This window comes from Nocardiopsis lambiniae (assembly GCF_031845465.1).
GTDB classification, from domain to species: domain Bacteria; phylum Actinomycetota; class Actinomycetes; order Streptosporangiales; family Streptosporangiaceae; genus Nocardiopsis; species Nocardiopsis lambiniae.
In genome coordinates, this window is the sequence record NZ_JAVREP010000008.1 from 220,670 (window position 1) to 236,875 (window position 16,206).

General features: G+C 72.6%; 12 protein-coding genes. 6 read left to right on the plus strand and 6 right to left on the minus strand.

Annotated elements, in window-relative coordinates; genetic code table 11:
• The first annotated feature begins 578 nt into the window (after nucleotides 1–578).
• Nucleotides 579–740 (plus strand): hypothetical protein, encoded by a 162-nt coding sequence (locus RM479_RS14465; protein WP_274811640.1) that lies wholly within the window; start codon nucleotides 579–581, stop codon nucleotides 738–740.
• Between the two features lie 93 nt (nucleotides 741–833).
• Here the strand turns inward: RM479_RS14465 and RM479_RS14470 are convergent, their stop codons facing one another.
• The 3 genes from RM479_RS14470 to RM479_RS14480 form a co-directional block, all read right to left on the minus strand.
• Nucleotides 834–1,643 carry an inositol monophosphatase family protein gene (locus RM479_RS14470; protein WP_311512255.1) on the minus strand — a complete coding sequence of 270 codons (810 nt, stop codon included), beginning with the start codon at nucleotides 1,641–1,643 and terminating at the stop codon, nucleotides 834–836.
• A gap of 340 nt (nucleotides 1,644–1,983) precedes the next feature.
• Nucleotides 1,984–4,020 carry a S9 family peptidase gene (locus tag RM479_RS14475; protein WP_311512256.1) on the minus strand — a complete coding sequence of 679 codons (2,037 nt, stop codon included), beginning with the start codon at nucleotides 4,018–4,020 and terminating at the stop codon, nucleotides 1,984–1,986.
• Nucleotides 4,021–4,178: 158 nt separating this feature from the next.
• Complete coding sequence (locus RM479_RS14480; RefSeq protein WP_311512257.1) at nucleotides 4,179–5,201, minus strand: ferrochelatase; 1,023 nt, start codon at nucleotides 5,199–5,201, stop codon at nucleotides 4,179–4,181.
• Between the two features lie 144 nt (nucleotides 5,202–5,345).
• Between RM479_RS14480 and RM479_RS14485 the strand changes: the two genes are divergently transcribed.
• Nucleotides 5,346–6,644, plus strand: a complete 1,299-nt coding sequence (locus RM479_RS14485) for a D-arabinono-1,4-lactone oxidase (RefSeq protein ID WP_311512258.1) — start codon at nucleotides 5,346–5,348, stop codon at nucleotides 6,642–6,644.
• Nucleotides 6,645–6,809: 165 nt separating this feature from the next.
• Here the strand turns inward: RM479_RS14485 and RM479_RS14490 are convergent, their stop codons facing one another.
• Complete coding sequence (locus RM479_RS14490; RefSeq protein ID WP_311512259.1) at nucleotides 6,810–7,847, minus strand: hypothetical protein; 1,038 nt, start codon at nucleotides 7,845–7,847, stop codon at nucleotides 6,810–6,812.
• Nucleotides 7,848–8,431: 584 nt separating this feature from the next.
• On the opposite strand from RM479_RS14490, the gene sepH reads away from it, so the two are divergent.
• Nucleotides 8,432–9,937, plus strand: a complete 1,506-nt coding sequence (sepH, locus tag RM479_RS14495) for a septation protein SepH (protein WP_311512260.1) — start codon at nucleotides 8,432–8,434, stop codon at nucleotides 9,935–9,937.
• 266 nt (nucleotides 9,938–10,203) lie between these two features.
• Nucleotides 10,204–11,601: a carboxylesterase/lipase family protein gene (locus RM479_RS14500; RefSeq protein ID WP_311512261.1), complete on the plus strand. Its 1,398-nt coding sequence runs from the start codon at nucleotides 10,204–10,206 to the stop codon at nucleotides 11,599–11,601.
• A 95-nt stretch (nucleotides 11,602–11,696) separates the two neighbouring features.
• Here the strand turns inward: RM479_RS14500 and RM479_RS14505 are convergent, their stop codons facing one another.
• Together RM479_RS14505 and RM479_RS14510 are read right to left on the minus strand one after the other, a co-directional pair.
• A complete protein-coding gene (locus RM479_RS14505; protein ID WP_311512262.1) occupies nucleotides 11,697–13,148 on the minus strand; it encodes a PH domain-containing protein in 1,452 nt (483 codons plus the stop codon).
• Between the two features lie 530 nt (nucleotides 13,149–13,678).
• Nucleotides 13,679–14,197 carry a PH domain-containing protein gene (locus RM479_RS14510; protein ID WP_311512295.1) on the minus strand — a complete coding sequence of 173 codons (519 nt, stop codon included), beginning with the start codon at nucleotides 14,195–14,197 and terminating at the stop codon, nucleotides 13,679–13,681.
• A gap of 199 nt (nucleotides 14,198–14,396) precedes the next feature.
• On the opposite strand from RM479_RS14510, the gene RM479_RS14515 reads away from it, so the two are divergent.
• Nucleotides 14,397–15,353, plus strand: a complete 957-nt coding sequence (locus RM479_RS14515; protein WP_311512263.1) for an ATP-binding cassette domain-containing protein — start codon at nucleotides 14,397–14,399, stop codon at nucleotides 15,351–15,353.
• The gene (locus RM479_RS14520) at nucleotides 15,350–16,180 is read left to right on the plus strand and encodes an ABC transporter permease (RefSeq protein ID WP_311512264.1); all 831 of its coding nucleotides are present in this window, start codon (nucleotides 15,350–15,352) and stop codon (nucleotides 16,178–16,180) included. Before RM479_RS14515 ends, RM479_RS14520 begins: the two co-directional genes overlap by 4 nt.
• Nucleotides 16,181–16,206: the final 26 nt, after the last annotated feature.

Below are 16,206 nucleotides of genomic sequence, written 5' to 3' on the forward strand. Positions count from 1 at the left end.
GGCGGGAGTAAGGAGACGGTAAACCGCTCGCGCCTTCGGCGCGAACCGAACCTCGTCCTCACCCCGCGCCGGTGACGGGCGCTGGGCCGGGAGTCTCAACGACCCCTTTGCGAGCGGGGCGCCGCCGTCGGCGAATCCCCCAACCGCCGACGGCGGCGTAACCCCGCACATCTCGAATCTGACACATCAAGAATAAGGAACAAGTAAGCAACGGGCTTTGCACGGAGATGTGTCATGGGACACGTGGCCCGAACGTGCGAACGGCCCGGGTGGGCGCGCGCGGCGGTTCGTCCGGCCGACCCTCCACCACAAGGGCTTTTCCGTCTTCCGGAAGGCCGCCGGCCCGCGGGTCGAATCACGGAAGGATCACGTGCGGGGGGTGCCGGTTTGACCTGGATCACAGTGCGGTAGACGTAGGTGACACCCGCGCGGAACCCGACCGAGAGGCCGGACCGCGACGGGTACGCATGTCACAGGGACGTGACCACACCGAATCGCGCGCACGCCGCGGCCTGCGCGCGGACCGACTGCAACCGGAGCACACACGTGTTCCGGTGCCTACCCCTGGAAGAGGTGCAATGGGCGAGTTCTTCGCGGAGATCAAGGTCCGGATCAACGAGACCCGCGGTGCGCTCCAGTCGGCGCAGGCCGCCGGGGACGAGTTCCTCATCGACACCCACACGTCGGAGCTCGAAGACCTGTACCGCATCGCGGCCCGCAACGGTATCGACTGCGCCTGAGCGATCGTCCGGATCCCGAGGGACCGGAACGACGACCGGACATCGAGGGGGGCGCGAGGGGGACGATCCCCTCGCGCCCCCCTTCCGCGCCCGTCAGTCCCGGTCGGCGCCCAGCGGCGCCAGCAGGGCGTCCAAGGCGTCGTACAGCTCCGGGCGGGCGGCGATGACCAGATCGTTGGCGGGAGGACCGCCGTGGAGCCCGCCCACCCGGACACCGGCCTCGGTGGCGACCAGGCCGGGGGCCGCCCAGTCCCACGGGTGCAGGCCGCGCTCGTAGAAGGCGTCGCAGCGACCCGCGGCCACACCGGTCAGGTCCACCGCGGCCGAGCCGCCCCGTCGGATGTCCCGGACGAGCGGGGCGACCTCCAGCAGCACCCGGGCCTGCTGCCTGCGGCGCTCGGAGAAGTATCCGAACCCGGTCGCCACCAACGCCCGGTCCAGCGGTACCGCGGGCGGCGCCTGGAGGGGCTCGCCGTTGCGGCGGGAGCCTCCGCCCAGCACCGCCTCGTACATCTCGCCTCGCCGGGGGACGTTCACGGCGGCAGCGACGACCGTTCCGTCGATCTCGGCGGCGATCGAGACCCCCCAGTCGGGCTGTCCGTACAGGTAGTTGACGGTGCCGTCGATGGGGTCGACCACCCAGCGCACACCGCTGGTGCCGGACTCGTCGCCGCCCTCCTCCCCCAGGATCGCGTCGTCGGGGCGGGCCGCCAGCAGGCGGGAGCGGATGAGGTCCTCGGTGGCCCGGTCCATCTTCGTGACGATGTCGGTGGGGCTCGACTTGGTGTCGAGCACGGTGACGCCCGCCTGTCCCTCCGCGGCGAGTTCACCCGCCTCGGCGGCCACCCGCACGGCCAGGTCGCGCAGACTCTCGGGATCGGATGTGGTGTGGATGCTGCTCACTGCTCCGCTCTCAGGTTCGGGTGTGGAATCCGACCGCACTCTACGCCGCCGAGGAGACGGCCGGATGAATCACGGCCCCACCCCCGCCGTCGAGGTCTGCACGGACCGGGTCGGTGGATCGTCGGGACCCCGTCGACGCGGGTCTTCGGAGGGTGGTCCACGGTGAGAGGGGGGAGCCGGCCCGGGACGCCACGGCCGCGGTGTGGCCGTGGTCCTTCGCCGGCACGCCGCCGGCGGTGCGCCGGGCGCACGACGACGCGGTCCGCTCCTGGGCGCACGACCGGCGCCCCGGGGCGTCCCCGCGCACGGCGGAGACGTCCCGAGGCCCACCGCACCCGGCTCAGAGCAGTTCGGGCTTGGTCCACTCCTTGCCGTGGACGTGGTGCTCCAGGAACGCGAAGACCGTCTCGTACCAGATCTGCGCGTTGCCCGGCGTGAGGATCCAGTGGTTCTCGTCCGGGAAGTAGAGGAACTTGGCGTCGACCCCGTGGAGCAGCAGATCGCGCCACAGGCGCAGTCCCTCGTTGATGGGCACCCGGTAGTCCTTGTCGCCGTGGATCACCAGCATCGGCGTGACGATCTTGTCCGCGTGCAGGTGCGGCGAGTTGAGCAGGTACCGTTCCGGCTGCTCCAACGGGGTGCCGAACTCCCGCTCCCACACCGGCGGGTAGTCGGTGGCGCCGTTGAACGCGTCCAGCCCCCACAGGGAGGCGTGGGAGACGATGGCCTTGAACCGGTCGGTGTGCCCGGCGATCCAGTTGGCCATGTACCCGCCGAAGGAACCGCCCATCATGGCGGTGCGTTCGGCGTCGATGTCGTCACGGGCCTCGGCGGCGTCGGTGATCGCCATGATGTCGGCGAACACGCGCGGCCCCCACCGGCCCCAGGCCCGGCGCAGCATGTCCTGGCCGTACCCGGTGGACAGGGCGGGGTCGGGCAGCAGGACGGCGTAGCCCCGGGCGGCCAGGATCCACGGGTTCCACCTCCACGACCACCCGTTGAAGCTCATGTACGGACCGCCGTGCACCCACAGCACCAGCGGAGCGGGCGCCTCGGCGGAGGCCTCCTCGGGCAGCACCAGCCAGGATCGGATGCGGGCACCGTCGTCGGCGGTGGTCTCGATCTCGGTGAGGGTGCCGGGCATGGTCGGCTCGGAGCCCGGGGTGCGCAGGTGGACGGGGGCGCCGTCGGTGGCGTCGGCGTCCAGGCGCACCGGGGCGGGCGGGGCGTCCCAGGCGTCGCGCAGCGCGTACACGTACCGTCCGTCGGGGGACGGGTTGAGTTCGCTGTAGGCGCCGTGGTCACCGGTGATCCTGGTGACGGCGCCCTCGGCGAGGTCGGCGCGGAAGACGGGGCGGCGCCCGTTCTCGTCGGCGACGAAGAACAGCGACCGCGAGTCGGCGGACCAGGCGGTGCCGCGCTGCCACAGCTCCAGGCCCGGGTGGACGGGGGAGGTCTCGCCGGTCTCCCGGTTCAGGACCCACAGCTGGTACTCGCGGGGCTCGCCGTCGTAGTGCCCCTCGGAGCCGCGCGTGTAAGCGACCAGACGGCCGTCCGGGGAGACCAGGGGCGATTCGAGGTCGGTGTCCTCCTCACTGAGCAGGACGGTGCGCTCGGCGGTGGCGACGTCGATGGCCACCAGGTCGCACCGGTGGCCGCCGCCACCGGTGGGCGTGTTCCAGGTGGTGATGAGGACCGAGCCGTCGGGGGTGAGGGAGACCTCGGCGTTGAGCAGGGCCTTCCCTGCGTCGGAGGTGAGGTCGCGGGCCTCGGCCGGGCCCGTCTCGTCGTCGGCGGGCGGCTCGATGACGAAGAGGCGGGGGTGGTCGGGGCCGATGTCGGAGTCCCAGTGGCGGATGGGCAGCGATTCGTGCAGGATCGCGCTGACCCCGGCCTCTTCGCGGGCCTTGCGGGCCTCGGTGTCCTGCTCCTCGTCACCGCTGCCGGGCAGGGTGTCGGAGGTGAACGCGACCAGCCCGGAGTCGCGGGCGACGGTGAAGGAGCCGACACCGCCCGGGCGGGCCGCCACCCGACGGGCCTCGCCGCCGGTCGCGGGCAACAGCCACAGGGCGGACTTCGGCTTCTCCTCGGGCTTGGTGTCCGGGTCGGGGCGGCCGGTCGTGAACAGGACCGAGCCGTCGGGGAGGAAGTCGGCGCCGCCCTCGCCCTTGGCTCCACGGGTGAGGCGTCGGGGGGCGTCACCGCCCTCCGCCTCGGGAAGGACGTCGATCTCCCACAGGGCGCTGCGGAAGGACTTGGCATCGTGTGCGATGCCGCTGACGGGCGCGACCAGACGGGTTCCGTCGGGGGAGAGGCGCAGCCCGTTGACGCGCCGAAGGCGAACGTATTCCGGCAGTTCGTACCAGGAACGGACCAAGGCAGTTACTCCTGAGAGGGGGTGGATTCGTGATCTGCGTCGAACCCTATCCGCTCAGGGTGTCAGCGGTGTTTACCGAGGTGTCGGAGAACGGCCCGGGGCGTCGCCGCCGGCCGGGGGCGGGGAGGTGTCCCACCGGCCGGTGCGCGGAGCGCCCGTCAGGCCCGGGAGGGGCACTGGGCGCACGCCGGCAGGCCGCCGCCCCGACATCCCGCCCCGTCGCCTTCGGTGTACTCGCGGACCAGGTCGGAGACCATGGCCACGAACGCCGGGTGGGTGCCGGGGCTGAGGGCCCGCTCGTACCCGATGCCGAGTTTCCCGGCGGTATCGCGGGCCTCCACGTCCAGGTCGAACTTGACCTCCATGTGGTCGGAGACGAACCCGTGCGGGATGACGACGACGGCGGGCACGCCCTCCTCGGCGAGCTCCTCCATGCGGTCGTTGACGTCCGGCTCCAACCAGGGCTGGCTGGGCGGGCCGCTGCGGCTCTGGTAGACGACCTCGAAGGGGTACTCGCGGTCGAGTCGGTCCACGACCAGGCGGGCCACCCGGGCGAGCTGGGCGCCGTAGGCACCGTCGGGACCGAAGCCCAGCTCGGGGCCGCCGCTCTCCTGGGCCATCGTCGTGGGGATGGAGTGCGCGGAGAACAACAGGCGCACACCCTCGCGCTGCTCGGCGGGGAGCGCGTCCAGGGCGTCGCGGGTGTGCTCCACCAGGGGTTCGATGAACCCGGGGTGGTCGTGGAAGGGGCGGATGAGATCGATCTCGGGCGCGTCCTCGCCCAGGGCGGCGCGGACGCGGTCGATGTCCTCCAGGTAGGCGGTGCGGCTCGACCAGTTGCAGTAGGCGGAGGTGGGCAGGGCGAGCACGCGCCGCACCCCGTCCTCCTTCATCCGGGCGAGCGTGTCGGCGAGCATCGGGGCCCAGAACCGGTTGCCCCAGTAGATCGGCAGGTCGATGCCGTCCTCGTCGAACTTCGCGGTGACGGCGGCGAGCAGGTCCCGGCACTGCTGGTTGATCGGGCTCACCCCTCCGAAGAGGAAGTAGTGCTCACCGACCTCCGCGAGCCGCTCGCGCGGGATGTTGCGCCCGCGCGTGACGTTCTCCAGGAACGGGATGACCTCGTCCTCGCCCTCCGGGCCACCGAAGGAGATCAGCAGAAACGCGTCGTAAGGCCTCATGGACCTTATGAAACCAGCTCCGCGGGACCTCTCCACGGCACCCCCCGGTCAGCACCCCTGTGGTGTCGGCCTCGCCCGGACCAGGACCTTTCACCGCACTTCTCCTCTGTTCAGGAAAGTGACCGGCGAGTAATGTCGCCTGTCATGACAGATGTGTTGTGGCACACATGGGCGGACACCTATCAGGCCCGTCCCAAGCGCACCGCCTCCCCCAACGACACGCCCGAGGTCGTCGCGGCCGTGACCTCGGCCGCCGCGGACGATCTGCGGGTCCGCATGGTCGGGTCGGGACACTCCTTCACCGACGTGGCCGTCACCGACGGACTGCTGCTCTCCCCCACCTCCCTGACGAAGGTCCGCTCGGTCGACCCGGAGGCGGGCACCGCCACGGTCGAGGCGGGTCTGCCACTGTGCGACTTCAACGAGGTACTGGCCGGACACGGGGTGGCCCTGGCCAACATGGGCGACATCGCGGTGCAGACCATGGCCGGGGCGGTGCAGACCGGCACGCACGGCACCGGTCGGGACGCGGGCGGCCTGGCGAGCCAGGTGGTCGGCCTGGAGATGGTGCTGGCGGACGGTTCGGTGGTGGCGTGCTCGGCCGAGAGGGAACCGGAGCTGTTCCACGCCGCCCGAGTGGGCCTGGGCGCGTTCGGTGTGGTCACGGCGCTGACGATGGCGGTGCGCCCGTCGTTCCTGCTGCACGCCCGTGAGGAACCGATGCCGCTGGACGAGGTGCTGGAGCGGCTGCCGGAGCTGCGGTCCGACAACGCCCACTTCGAGTTCTTCTGGTTCCCCCACACCGGCAACACCAACACCAAGCGCAACAACATCAGCGTCGGTCCGGCGCGACCGCTGTCGCGCTTCAAGGCATGGCTGGACGACGATTTCCTGTCCAACACCCTGTTCGACGGCGTCAACCGGGTGTGCCGCCGTTTCCCCGGCACGGTCCCGACCGTGAACCAGATCAGTTCGCGCGCGTTGTCGGCGCGCGCCTACACCGATGTGTCGTACAAGGTGTTCGCGTCGGTGCGGGACGTGCGGTTCGTGGAGATGGAGTACGCGATCCCCGCCGAGCACCTGGTGGACGTGCTGCGCGAGGCCCGCCGGATCGTGGACCGGGGCGACCACAGGGTGAGCTTCCCGGTGGAGGTGCGGTTCGCCCCGGCCGACGACGTGTGGCTGTCGACGGCCTACGGGCGCGACACCGCCTATGTCGCGGTGCACATGTACAAGGGGACGCCGTACGAGGCGTACTTCGCCGATCTGGAGGCGGTGTTCACGTCGGTGGGCGGGCGACCGCACTGGGGCAAGATGCACACGCGGGACCGCTCCTACCTGGAGACGGTGTACCCGCGTCTGGGCGACGCCCTGGCGGTGCGCGACCGGGTGGACCCGGACCGCCGGTTCGGGAACGACTACCTGGACCGGGTGTTCGGCTGATCGACCACCGCCCGCGACCGGCCGCGACGGAACGCCTCCGGTACCCCGGGAACGCGAGGCGGGCTCCACCACCGGTGGGGCCCGCCTCGCGCACGGACAGCCCCCACGGTCGCCGTGCGGTGGCGTCGGTGTCGGGCGCGGGGCCCGTTCGCGCGGGAGGCCGGATCAGCCGACGGAGGCCGCGGGTGGGGGAACGGCGTTCTCCGTTCGTCCGGCGCCCTGGTCCCCGGTGCCGGATTCGGGCTGCGGTTCGCCGGTGCCCTGGCCCTCCTCCTCTTCCGCCGGCGGCGGGGTGGTGGTGCCGTCCTCCGGGGTCTGCGCGCCCGGGTCGGTCTGCTCGCCGTCCTCGGTCGGCGGCGCGGTGCCGTCGGTGTCGGGCGCGGGTTCGGTGGCCCCGTCCGTGGGCCCCTCGGGCGTCCACCCGGTGACGTCCTCCTCCGGGTCTCCGTCGGTCCCCTCCTCGGGCCCGGTGTCCGTTCCGTCCTCCTGGGTCGAGGACACCGAGGCGTCACCGCCGAACAGGGTGGGCGAGGTGGGCTCGTCCTGCCCCTGCGTCCACGCGGTCAAGGAGCGCCCGGTGAACAGCTCGAACACCAGAATGGCCAGCATGACCAGGGCGAACACCACGGCGGCGAACACCAGGCGTCGTCCGCGACGGGCCGGCGGGCCGTCTCCGGTCCCCGGCCCGTCCGGGCCCTCGTGGACGGCGGTCGCGCCGCCCCTGGCGTCGTCGTCCTCCCCGAACGCCTCGAAGCGCCCGGTGGGGTCCTCCAGGCCCTGGATCGGCAGGGCCATGGTGCGGGTGGCGTCGAGGTCTTCGGGCAGGCCGGGGATCGGTCCGGTCGGCGGCACACCGGGGATCGGACCGGTGCCCGGCGGGTCCAGCGGATGGGCGCCGGGACGGGGAGAACCGGTTCCCGTGGGATCGGCGTACCTGACGGTCTTCTCCGCGAACTGACGGGCCTGGGTGCCGCTGCGGGAGAACCACTCCTGGAGGAAGGGACTCGCCAGGGTGCTCAAGGTGGCCATGACCGCGGCCCCGATGACCGTCCCGTAGACGTTGAGGTAGGAGGCGGCCGTGGCGGCGGCGAGGGTGGCCGCGCCCGCCCCCGCGACCTGGGACAGGCTCAGATCGACGCGCTTGCTCCCGGGTTGCTCGTCCTCCTCCGCCTCCTGCTCGTCGTGGTACTCGGTCCGCCCCATGCGGCCCCCCTTTCGTGTTCCGTTCCGTCCGGAGGGCGCGCGACACGGCGCGCCGCGCTCCGGAACGGGCGTGTGTCGGGCCATGTGGCCCCATACGCACCAAAGTTCACATTCGACTCATGTACGGATAACTAAGGCTAAGGGCGACAGGGTTCCGATAACGCCATCAATAAAGATTGATCACTCTCCGATGGCCACCGGCGTGTCGAGTTGCGTCCGAGAGAATCCCCATACCCCTGGAAGCGACCGAGATCGGAGTTTTTCCCAGGCCTGGGGCGATTCGGGAGGCGCGGGATACCATCACGGCGGAGCCTTCGCACGGGAACGACGACATTTCCCCGTGATCGCTCCCGGTTGTGGAAGGGCCGACGTGCCAAGATTGGCAAAGGAAGCGACCGTGAGGACCCCGGGAGGGCCCGGGGCGCTCCCGACCGTGGACCGGTGCGCCACGGGCCGGGAGGCGGGCACACATGTTCGGGCGCGCCGGGCACGGTAGTGGCCGAACCGTTGTCGGCCGACCAGACTTGGAGAACGCGGGGATCGGTCACACGACCTGCCCTCGACGGGACGCGAAAGGGAGGGCGATGCACGAGCTTCGCCTCGTGGCCGTGAGCGAGGACGGCACCTACCTGGTGCTGGCCAGCACCGGCCGTGGAACCCGTTTCATGCTCCCCGTCGACGACCGCCTCCGCGCCGCTGTACGCGGCCAGTTCTCCCGGCTCGGCCAGTACGAGATCGAAGTGGAGAATCCGTTGCGCCCCAAGGAAATCCAGGCCCGGATCCGGTCCGGCGAGACCGCGGAGGCCATCTCCGAGATCTCCGGCATCCCCCTCGAACGGGTCCGCTGGTTCGAGGGCCCGGTCCTCCAGGAACGGGAGTACATCGCCCAGCAGGCCCAGCGCGCCGGCGTGCGCATCGCCGGCGAGACCGCCCCGGGGGGCACCCTGGAGGAGCTGGTCACCCGCAGGATCGGGGCCCACCAACTGGAGACCGGAGACGCGGTCTGGGACTCCTGGAAGCGGGAGGACCGCTCCTGGCAGCTCAAGCTCGTCTTCCTGGACGACGGCGAGGAACGCGTCGCCCACTGGCTGTACGAGCCCAGACACAACACCGTCTCCCCCGCCGACGAGGAGGCCGCCCGGTTCTCCTCCTCCGGGCCTCCGAAGACGCCCTCCACCACCGCGAACGTGACCCCTTTCGCCCCTCGGCGCACCGACTTCGAACCCTCGCGCGCCGCGATGCGTCCGGCGCCCGAGCGCGTGGGCGGCGCCCTGCGGCGACACGGGGCCCCGCCGGACGACCCCCTGCGGCCGTCGTCGGCACGGGAGGAGTCCGACCGGGCCGCCCAGCGCCCCGAACGGCGTGAGGAGCACGACCGGTGGCGGGCCGAGGAACAGCGCGAGCGCCCCGAGTACCGGGAACGTCGGGAGTACGAGGCGCCGCGGGCGCGCCCGGAACCGGCCGCCCACGACGGGTACCGCGAGGAGGAGCGGCGCGAGGAGGAGCGGTTCTTCGAGGAGCGCGGCCACCGGGCCGCGTACCGGCCGGAGCGGGACGAGTCCCGGGAACGACGCCACGAGGAGCCCGAGGACCGGGCCGGGCACCCCGCGCCGGTCGAGGAACCCGTACGCCCGGCGGCCCCGGTGTTCGAGGAACCGGCCGCGGACGGACGCCACGACGGACCCGCGCCCGACCCGATCGAGCGCCAGGGGGAACCGCAGGCAGAACGGCCCCGCGCCGAGCCGCGACAGCCCGAACAGGCTCCCGCGGAGCGACCCGAGCGGCGCACCGTCGAGCGGTCCGATCCGCGGGAACGCCCCTCCTGGCCGGCCGCCGGCGGGACGGAGCAGGCTCCGCCCGCGGCACCGTTGGCCCAACCCGCGCCCCGGCGCCGGCGTGCCACCATCGACCTCAACGACACCGGGACGCCGCGACGGGCCGCCGACCAGCCCCCGGCGGCGTCCCCGGCGCCGATCCCGGCCGCGGCGTCCGGCGGGGACCGCCCCGCGCCCAAGCGCAAGGGGCGCGGACGCCGCGCCTCGGTACCGTCCTGGGACGAGATCATGTTCGGGGCCAAGAAGGACGAGTGACCCCGGGGACACCGGACCCGACACCGCTTCCCCCGAGGACGGCCGCCACCGGCGGCCGTCCTCGGCCGTGTCCGAGGCCTCGCCGCTCTCCTCCACCCGGATGTCGCCGTCGCGCGGACCGGCCCCGCACGGGCCCGTGGAGGGCACGGCGACCCGGGCGACACCGCCGGCGCCGGTGGCAAGCGCCCATCGGCGGGGGCGCCCGGACCCGCCACCGAAGGCGGCGCATACGATCGCACTCCACCGTTCCCCCGAGGAGAGCACTCATGACCGTGGACGGACCCACCGTGCGCGTCGGCGCCGGCGCGCTGCGCGGTACCGCCGAAGGAGGGATCGTCCGGCACCTGGGCGTCCCCTACGCGGCCCCGCCCGTCGGCGAACACCGGTTCGCCCCGCCGGCGCCGCGCGATCCGTGGGAGGGCGTGCGCGACGCCACCGCGCACGGCCCCGGCGCCCCGCAGGCGCCCTACGAGGGCCCCATCGGGGAGATCCTGCCGTCGGTGGACCACGTCGGTGACGACTTCCTGCACGTCAACGTATGGGCTCCCGAACACGCCGAACCCGGTTCGCTGCCGGTGCTGTTGTGGTTCCACGGCGGCGCCCTGGTCCGGGGCGCCAACGCCCTGAGCGCCTACGACGGGACCGCGTTCGCCCGTGACGGTGTCGTGTTCGTGTCGGCCAACTACCGGCTGGGCTCGGAAGGGTTCTCCGTACTGGAGGGCGCGCCGCTCAACCTGGGACTGGCAGACCAGTTGGCGGCGCTGCGGTGGGTGCGACGGGAGATCGGCGCGTTCGGCGGCGACCCGGAGCGGATCACGGTGGCCGGGCAGTCGGCGGGGGCCTCCACCACCGCCGCGCTGGTGGCCCATCCCGAGGGCGGACGACTGATGCGACGGGCGATCCTCCAGAGCGGACCGCTCTCGGCGGTCGCCCCCGACAGGGCCGGGAGGGTGAGCCGGCTCATCGCCGAGGACCTGGGGATCCCCGCCACCCGGGACGCCTTCGCCGACACCTCCCCGAAGGAACTCGTGGCCGCCCAGCATCGGGCGATGGCCACGGGGAACCCGCTGGTGGGCGGACCGTCGTTCGCACTGGCGGTGGACGGCGACCTGGTACCGCGCTCCCCCTACGACGCGCTGCGCACGGGCGCCGCCGACCACCTGGACCTGATGATGGGCACCACCGTGGAGGAGCACCGACTCTGGTTGGCTCCCACCGGGGCCGACAGCGACCTGGGATGGCCGCTGCTCGCCCTGGGCTCGCTGCGGTTCGGGGTGGGGCCCGCGACCCTGCGCCGTTTGCGGGGCCGACGCCCCGACATGGGCACGGGCATGCTCGCCGGGGCCATGATCGGAGAGGTGGTCCTGGAACGCCCGATCCGTCGGGTGGCGCGGGCGCGCGCCGCCCGGGGCGTGGACTCGCACGTGTACGGGTTCGCCTGGCGCAGCCGGGTGGCGGGGCTGGGCGCGGCCCACTGCATGGAGCTGCCGTTCGTGTTCGACCGGCTGGGGACCCCGGGTGCCCTGGCCATGACCGGCCCGGACGCACCCGCCGAACTGGCGGAGCGGACGCACCGGGCCTGGGTGGGGTTCGTCCGCGACGGCGACCCGGGGTGGCCCGCGTGGGCCGACCGGGCCGGGCCGCACGTCCTGGACGCCGCCTGACGGGACCCGCCGGGTCGGCGAGACCCGGCGCGGCCGTCGGCGGGTGGGCGCCTCACCACCGGGAGCACTCGATCCGCGCCCCTGACCCGGCCGGGTCAGGGGCGCGGGTCGACCAGGAAGGGACGGACCATGTCCGGGGTGACGTCGGCGGCGAAGGCGACCGACGCGCCCAGGGAGGCGTCCTGCGCGGTGTACCCGCCCGCGCCGGCCCCCACGGTGACCTGGAGGTCGGCCAGACCGGACCTGCGCTGGAACAACGTCTGGCTCCAGGTCCAGCCGATCACCGCCGACCGCTCCACCGTGGACTGGGACCGGGAGATCGACCCCGAGCGCACGCTCACGCGTTCCCCGTCGTACCCGTGCCCCAGGGACCGGTAGCGGTCCACGCCCAGAGGCACCCCGGCGACCGTGAGGGCCAGCGTGAGGACGACCGTCCAGGCGGGGCCGAACGCGACCGCCGCGGCGACGGCCAGGGCCGGCGGGCCCACCGAGCGCAGCAGGCGGCGGACCAGCGCGGCGCGCGGGTGGCGGCGCAGCGTTCCGGTGTACCGGCCCAGGGCCCGGTCGACGACCGCCTCGACCTCGCTACGCGGGCCGATGGGCAGTAGCACCGATCGGCCGGCCGCGTCCCCGAGACCGGTGACGATGGCGCGCAGGCGCACGGCGCCGCGCAGACGTTCGAGCGGGTTGTCGGCCAGTTCGTAGCCTCGGATGCGCCGTTTCTCCAGGGTGACGCTGCGCCGGGTGAACAGGCCGCGTTCGGCCACCAGGGAACCATCGCGTTCGCGGAGCGTGAACCCCCAGTGGGTGATGGCGTAGGAGACCACCGCGAACACCGGCATCAGCAGCACGATGATGACGACGCCGGCCACGGCGAACATCACCAGTCCGCTGCGGTCGGAGTCCCGCACCCAGTCGATGAACGCGTCGGTGGCCCACTCCCCCGCCGTCTGCTGGACCGCGCCGAACAGGGTGGCCAGCACCGCGAACGGGGTGAGCAGGTAGCCCAGGCTCAGTGCCCCGTAGAGGTACCAGGAGCGGGGCACGGCGAAGTGGACGATCCCCTCGTCGGTCCCCCCGCCCTCCCCGGAGGGCGCGGAGGCGTCGTCCGGGGTGTCCGCGGACGCCCGCCCGGTCAGCACCTCCCGCCGGTGCAGCAGGACCCGGCGCAGCCGTTCGGCCTCGGCGATGTCCACGGCGTCGAGCTTGCCGTCCTCGGTGGCGCCGGCCGACCCGGCCGCGGCCTCGATGCGCACCACCGCCACGCCGAGGATCCGGTGCAGGAGGGTGCTGGTCACATCGACGCCCCGGACCCGTTCCAGGGGGATGGTGCGCCGGGAGCGGCGCACCAGGCCCCTGCGGATCTCCAGACGGTCCTCGCCCACCTCGTAACGTGTGGTCCGCCAAGTGACGAAGCCGTTGACGAGCAGGGCGACGATACCGGCACCGGTGGCGCCGAGCACCCACGGGTTGAACCCGCCGACGACCAGACCGATGAGGATCGGCAGCAAGAGGCTGCGGAGCTGGTTGACGGGGCCGACCACCATGCTGCGCGGGCTGAGCCGCCGCTCGCGCTCGGAGACGAGCGCGGTGGGGATCGGGTGTTCCCCGCCCCACCAGTCCCGAGCGCCCTCAGCGGTCTCCTCACGGGCGTCCGACGCATTCCGTGCGCCCGTTGCGCCCGCCGCATCCGGCGTGTCCGACGCGAGCCGAGCGCCCGGCGTGTCCAGCGCATCCGACGTGCCCGTCGCGTCCGACGCATCCCGTGCGCCCGGCACCTCCGCCACGTCCGGCGCGCTCGGCACGTCCGGTGAGCCCGAGGCGGTCGGCGCATCCGACGCGTCCGGCGCGTGCGACGTACCCGGCGCGCCCGAGGCCGTCGGCGCATCCGGCGCGTCCCGTGCGCCCGGTTCATGGGACATGTCGGGCGCGGGGTCCTCGGCCGCCCCACCGCCGGCCCCGGGACGCACCGCGTCCCCGGGAGTCGCGGAGGAGGAGGGGACATCGGGGTCGTGGGAGGCGTGCGGGGAAGGGGTGGAACCCGGGGCCACCCAGCCGTGCTCCTCGTGATCGGCCATCAGGTCGCGTCGTCCCGCAGCGCGCCCGCGCGCACGGCGAGCTCCTCGCTCAGTCCGCGCGCCTCCTCGGCGTCCAGGCCCTCGATGGTCGACGACCCGGCGTAGGAGGCGGTCTGCACCTCCAGCGTCGCCACCCCGAAGAGGCGCTCCAGCCACCCCTGGGTGTGGTCGACCGTCTGCAACCGGTTCACCGGGACCAGCTGCCAGGTGCGGCTCACCCACCCCGCGCGCGTGTAGATGACGTCCTCCGCGATCTCCCACCGGTGCACCCGGTAGCGCCAGGACGGCACGATCGCCGCCCTGGCCAGCGCGTACGTTCCGTAGACCAGGGGTACGAACGGAGCGTACTCGCGCACCCACGGCGATGGCCAGCCCCATCCGAGGGAGGTCACCGCCCACGCGGCCACGCTCAACATGAGCGTGACGAACACACCGCCCATCAGCAGGCGCACCGTCCACACGCCGACCGCGCGTCCGCTCACCCGACGCTCGGGTGGGCGGAGACGGGCCGTGGTCATCGGTTCCGACGTCGGGGGGATCTCGGGATCGGGCGGGGTGGAGTTCACGCACACGAGTCTAGGGCCGCGCGATGCCCGGTGGCCGGGCGATCCGGGGACACCGGGTGTCAGCCGGACGTGGGCGGCCCCCTCCCCATGTCAGCGTTCTGTCAGGGCCGAGGAAGAGACTGGTCATCGAACGTACGAACGGAGGAGCGCGATGACACACGCCATCCGCGCGGAGGGCCTGGTCAAAGAGTTCAAGGGCAAGAGGGCCCTGGACCGGGTGGACCTGACCGCCAGAACGGGGACCGTGCTGGGCGTCCTGGGCCCGAACGGATCCGGCAAGACCACCACGGTGCGCATCCTGGCCACCCTGCTGCGGCCGGACGCCGGACACGCGGAGGTCGGCGGGTTCGACGTGATGCGTCGACCCCACGAGGTGCGCCGCCTGATCGGTCTGACCGGCCAGTACGCCGCGGTCGACGATGAACTGACCGGGATCCAGAACCTGGTGCTGATCGCCCGCCTGCTCGGCTTCGACCGCGCCGGCGCCCGCGCCCGCGCCGACGAACTGTTGGAACGGTTCTCGCTGTCCGACGCCGGCGGCCGTCCCGCCAAGACCTACTCGGGCGGCATGCGCCGACGCCTGGACCTGGCCGCGAGCCTGGTCGGACGGCCCGCCCTGTTGTACCTGGACGAGCCGACGACCGGGCTGGACCCGCGCAGCCGCAACGGCCTGTGGGACGTGGTCCGCGACCTGGTGGACGACGGGGTGACCGTCCTGCTCACCACCCAGTACCTGGAGGAGGCCGACCGGCTGGCCGACGACCTGATGGTGCTCGACCACGGTCGGGTCATCAGCCGGGGCACCCCCGAGGAGTTGAAGAACCGGACCGGCGACCAGGTACTGGAGCTGCGCACCGTCGACCCCGGGCGGCTGCCGCTGGCCACCAGGATCATCGAGGCGGTCACCAGCGGCCCGGTCACCCGGGACGACCTGGTGGCGAGCGTCGCGGTCAGTGACCCGCGCGTGCTGCCCGAGGTGGTGCGCCGGCTGGACGAGCAGGGCGTGGCCGTCGCCGAACTGTCGCTGCGCAAGCCGAGCCTGGACGAGGTGTTCCTCGCCCTGACCGGGCACTCCGCCGAGGAAGAGACCGAAGGGACACCGGTATGAGCACCGTGACGACACGGGAGCCGTCGACGGATGACGGGGCCCTGCCCCTCGTGCCCGAGCGCATCACCCCCCTGACCACCGTGGGCAACGGCCTCCAGCTGGCCTGGCGCAGCGTCCTCAAGATCAAGGCCAACCCGGAGGAGGTCTTCGGGCTCATCCTCCAGCCCGTCATGTTCGTGACCCTGTTCGTGTTCGTCTTCGGACAGGCGCTGATGGGCGACTGGCAGGCCTACCGGGACTTCCTCATGCCCGGCATCGTGGCGCAGTCGGTGATCTTCGCGACCCTGGGCACCGGGTTCGCGTTGAGCCAGGACGTGGAGAAGGGCATCTTCGACCGGTTCCGTTCCCTGCCCATCGCCCGGTCGGCCCCGCTGATCGGAGCGATCCTGGGCGACCTGGTGCGCTACACGATCACCGTGGTGATGGTGATCGCCGTGGGTCTGATCATCGGGTTCCGACCCGAGGGCGGTGTGGTCGGTGTGGTCGCCGCCGGCGCGCTGGTGCTGCTGTTCGCGTTCGCCCTGTGCTGGATGTCGGCGTTCGTCGGCATGATCGTGCGCACCCCGATGGCGGTGCAGGCGTTCGGGATGATCCTGATGTTCCCGCTGACCTTCGCCAGCTCGGCGTTCGTCGATCCCGACAGCATGCCGTCCTGGCTGCGGGTCATCGCGTCGAACAACCCGGTCACGCACATCGTGGACGCCATGCGCGGGCTGATGCTCGGCGGCGATGTCGCCGGCCCGGTGACGTGGACGCTGGTGTGGGCGGCGATCATCACCGCCGTGTTCTTCCCACCCGCGGTGTGGGCCTACCGACGCCGCACCTGAACCGGTCCGCTCCGGTCGGCCGGGGA

Excerpts from the sequence above, each read along its gene's own strand:
- RM479_RS14465 (WP_274811640.1), top strand. The coding sequence starts at position 579 with ATGGGCGAGTTCTTCGCGGAGATCAAGGTCCGGATCAACGAGACCCGC.
- RM479_RS14480 (WP_311512257.1), bottom strand. The coding sequence starts at position 5,201 with ATGAGGCCTTACGACGCGTTTCTGCTGATCTCCTTCGGTGGCCCGGAG.
- RM479_RS14485 (WP_311512258.1), top strand. The coding sequence starts at position 5,346 with ATGACAGATGTGTTGTGGCACACATGGGCGGACACCTATCAGGCCCGT.
- RM479_RS14490 (WP_311512259.1), bottom strand. The coding sequence starts at position 7,847 with ATGGGGCGGACCGAGTACCACGACGAGCAGGAGGCGGAGGAGGACGAG.
- sepH (WP_311512260.1), top strand. The coding sequence starts at position 8,432 with ATGCACGAGCTTCGCCTCGTGGCCGTGAGCGAGGACGGCACCTACCTG.
- RM479_RS14500 (WP_311512261.1), top strand. The coding sequence starts at position 10,204 with ATGACCGTGGACGGACCCACCGTGCGCGTCGGCGCCGGCGCGCTGCGC.
- RM479_RS14505 (WP_311512262.1), bottom strand. The coding sequence starts at position 13,148 with ATGGTGGTCGGCCCCGTCAACCAGCTCCGCAGCCTCTTGCTGCCGATC.
- RM479_RS14510 (WP_311512295.1), bottom strand. The coding sequence starts at position 14,197 with ATGACCACGGCCCGTCTCCGCCCACCCGAGCGTCGGGTGAGCGGACGC.
- RM479_RS14515 (WP_311512263.1), top strand. The coding sequence starts at position 14,397 with ATGACACACGCCATCCGCGCGGAGGGCCTGGTCAAAGAGTTCAAGGGC.
- RM479_RS14520 (WP_311512264.1), top strand. The coding sequence starts at position 15,350 with ATGAGCACCGTGACGACACGGGAGCCGTCGACGGATGACGGGGCCCTG.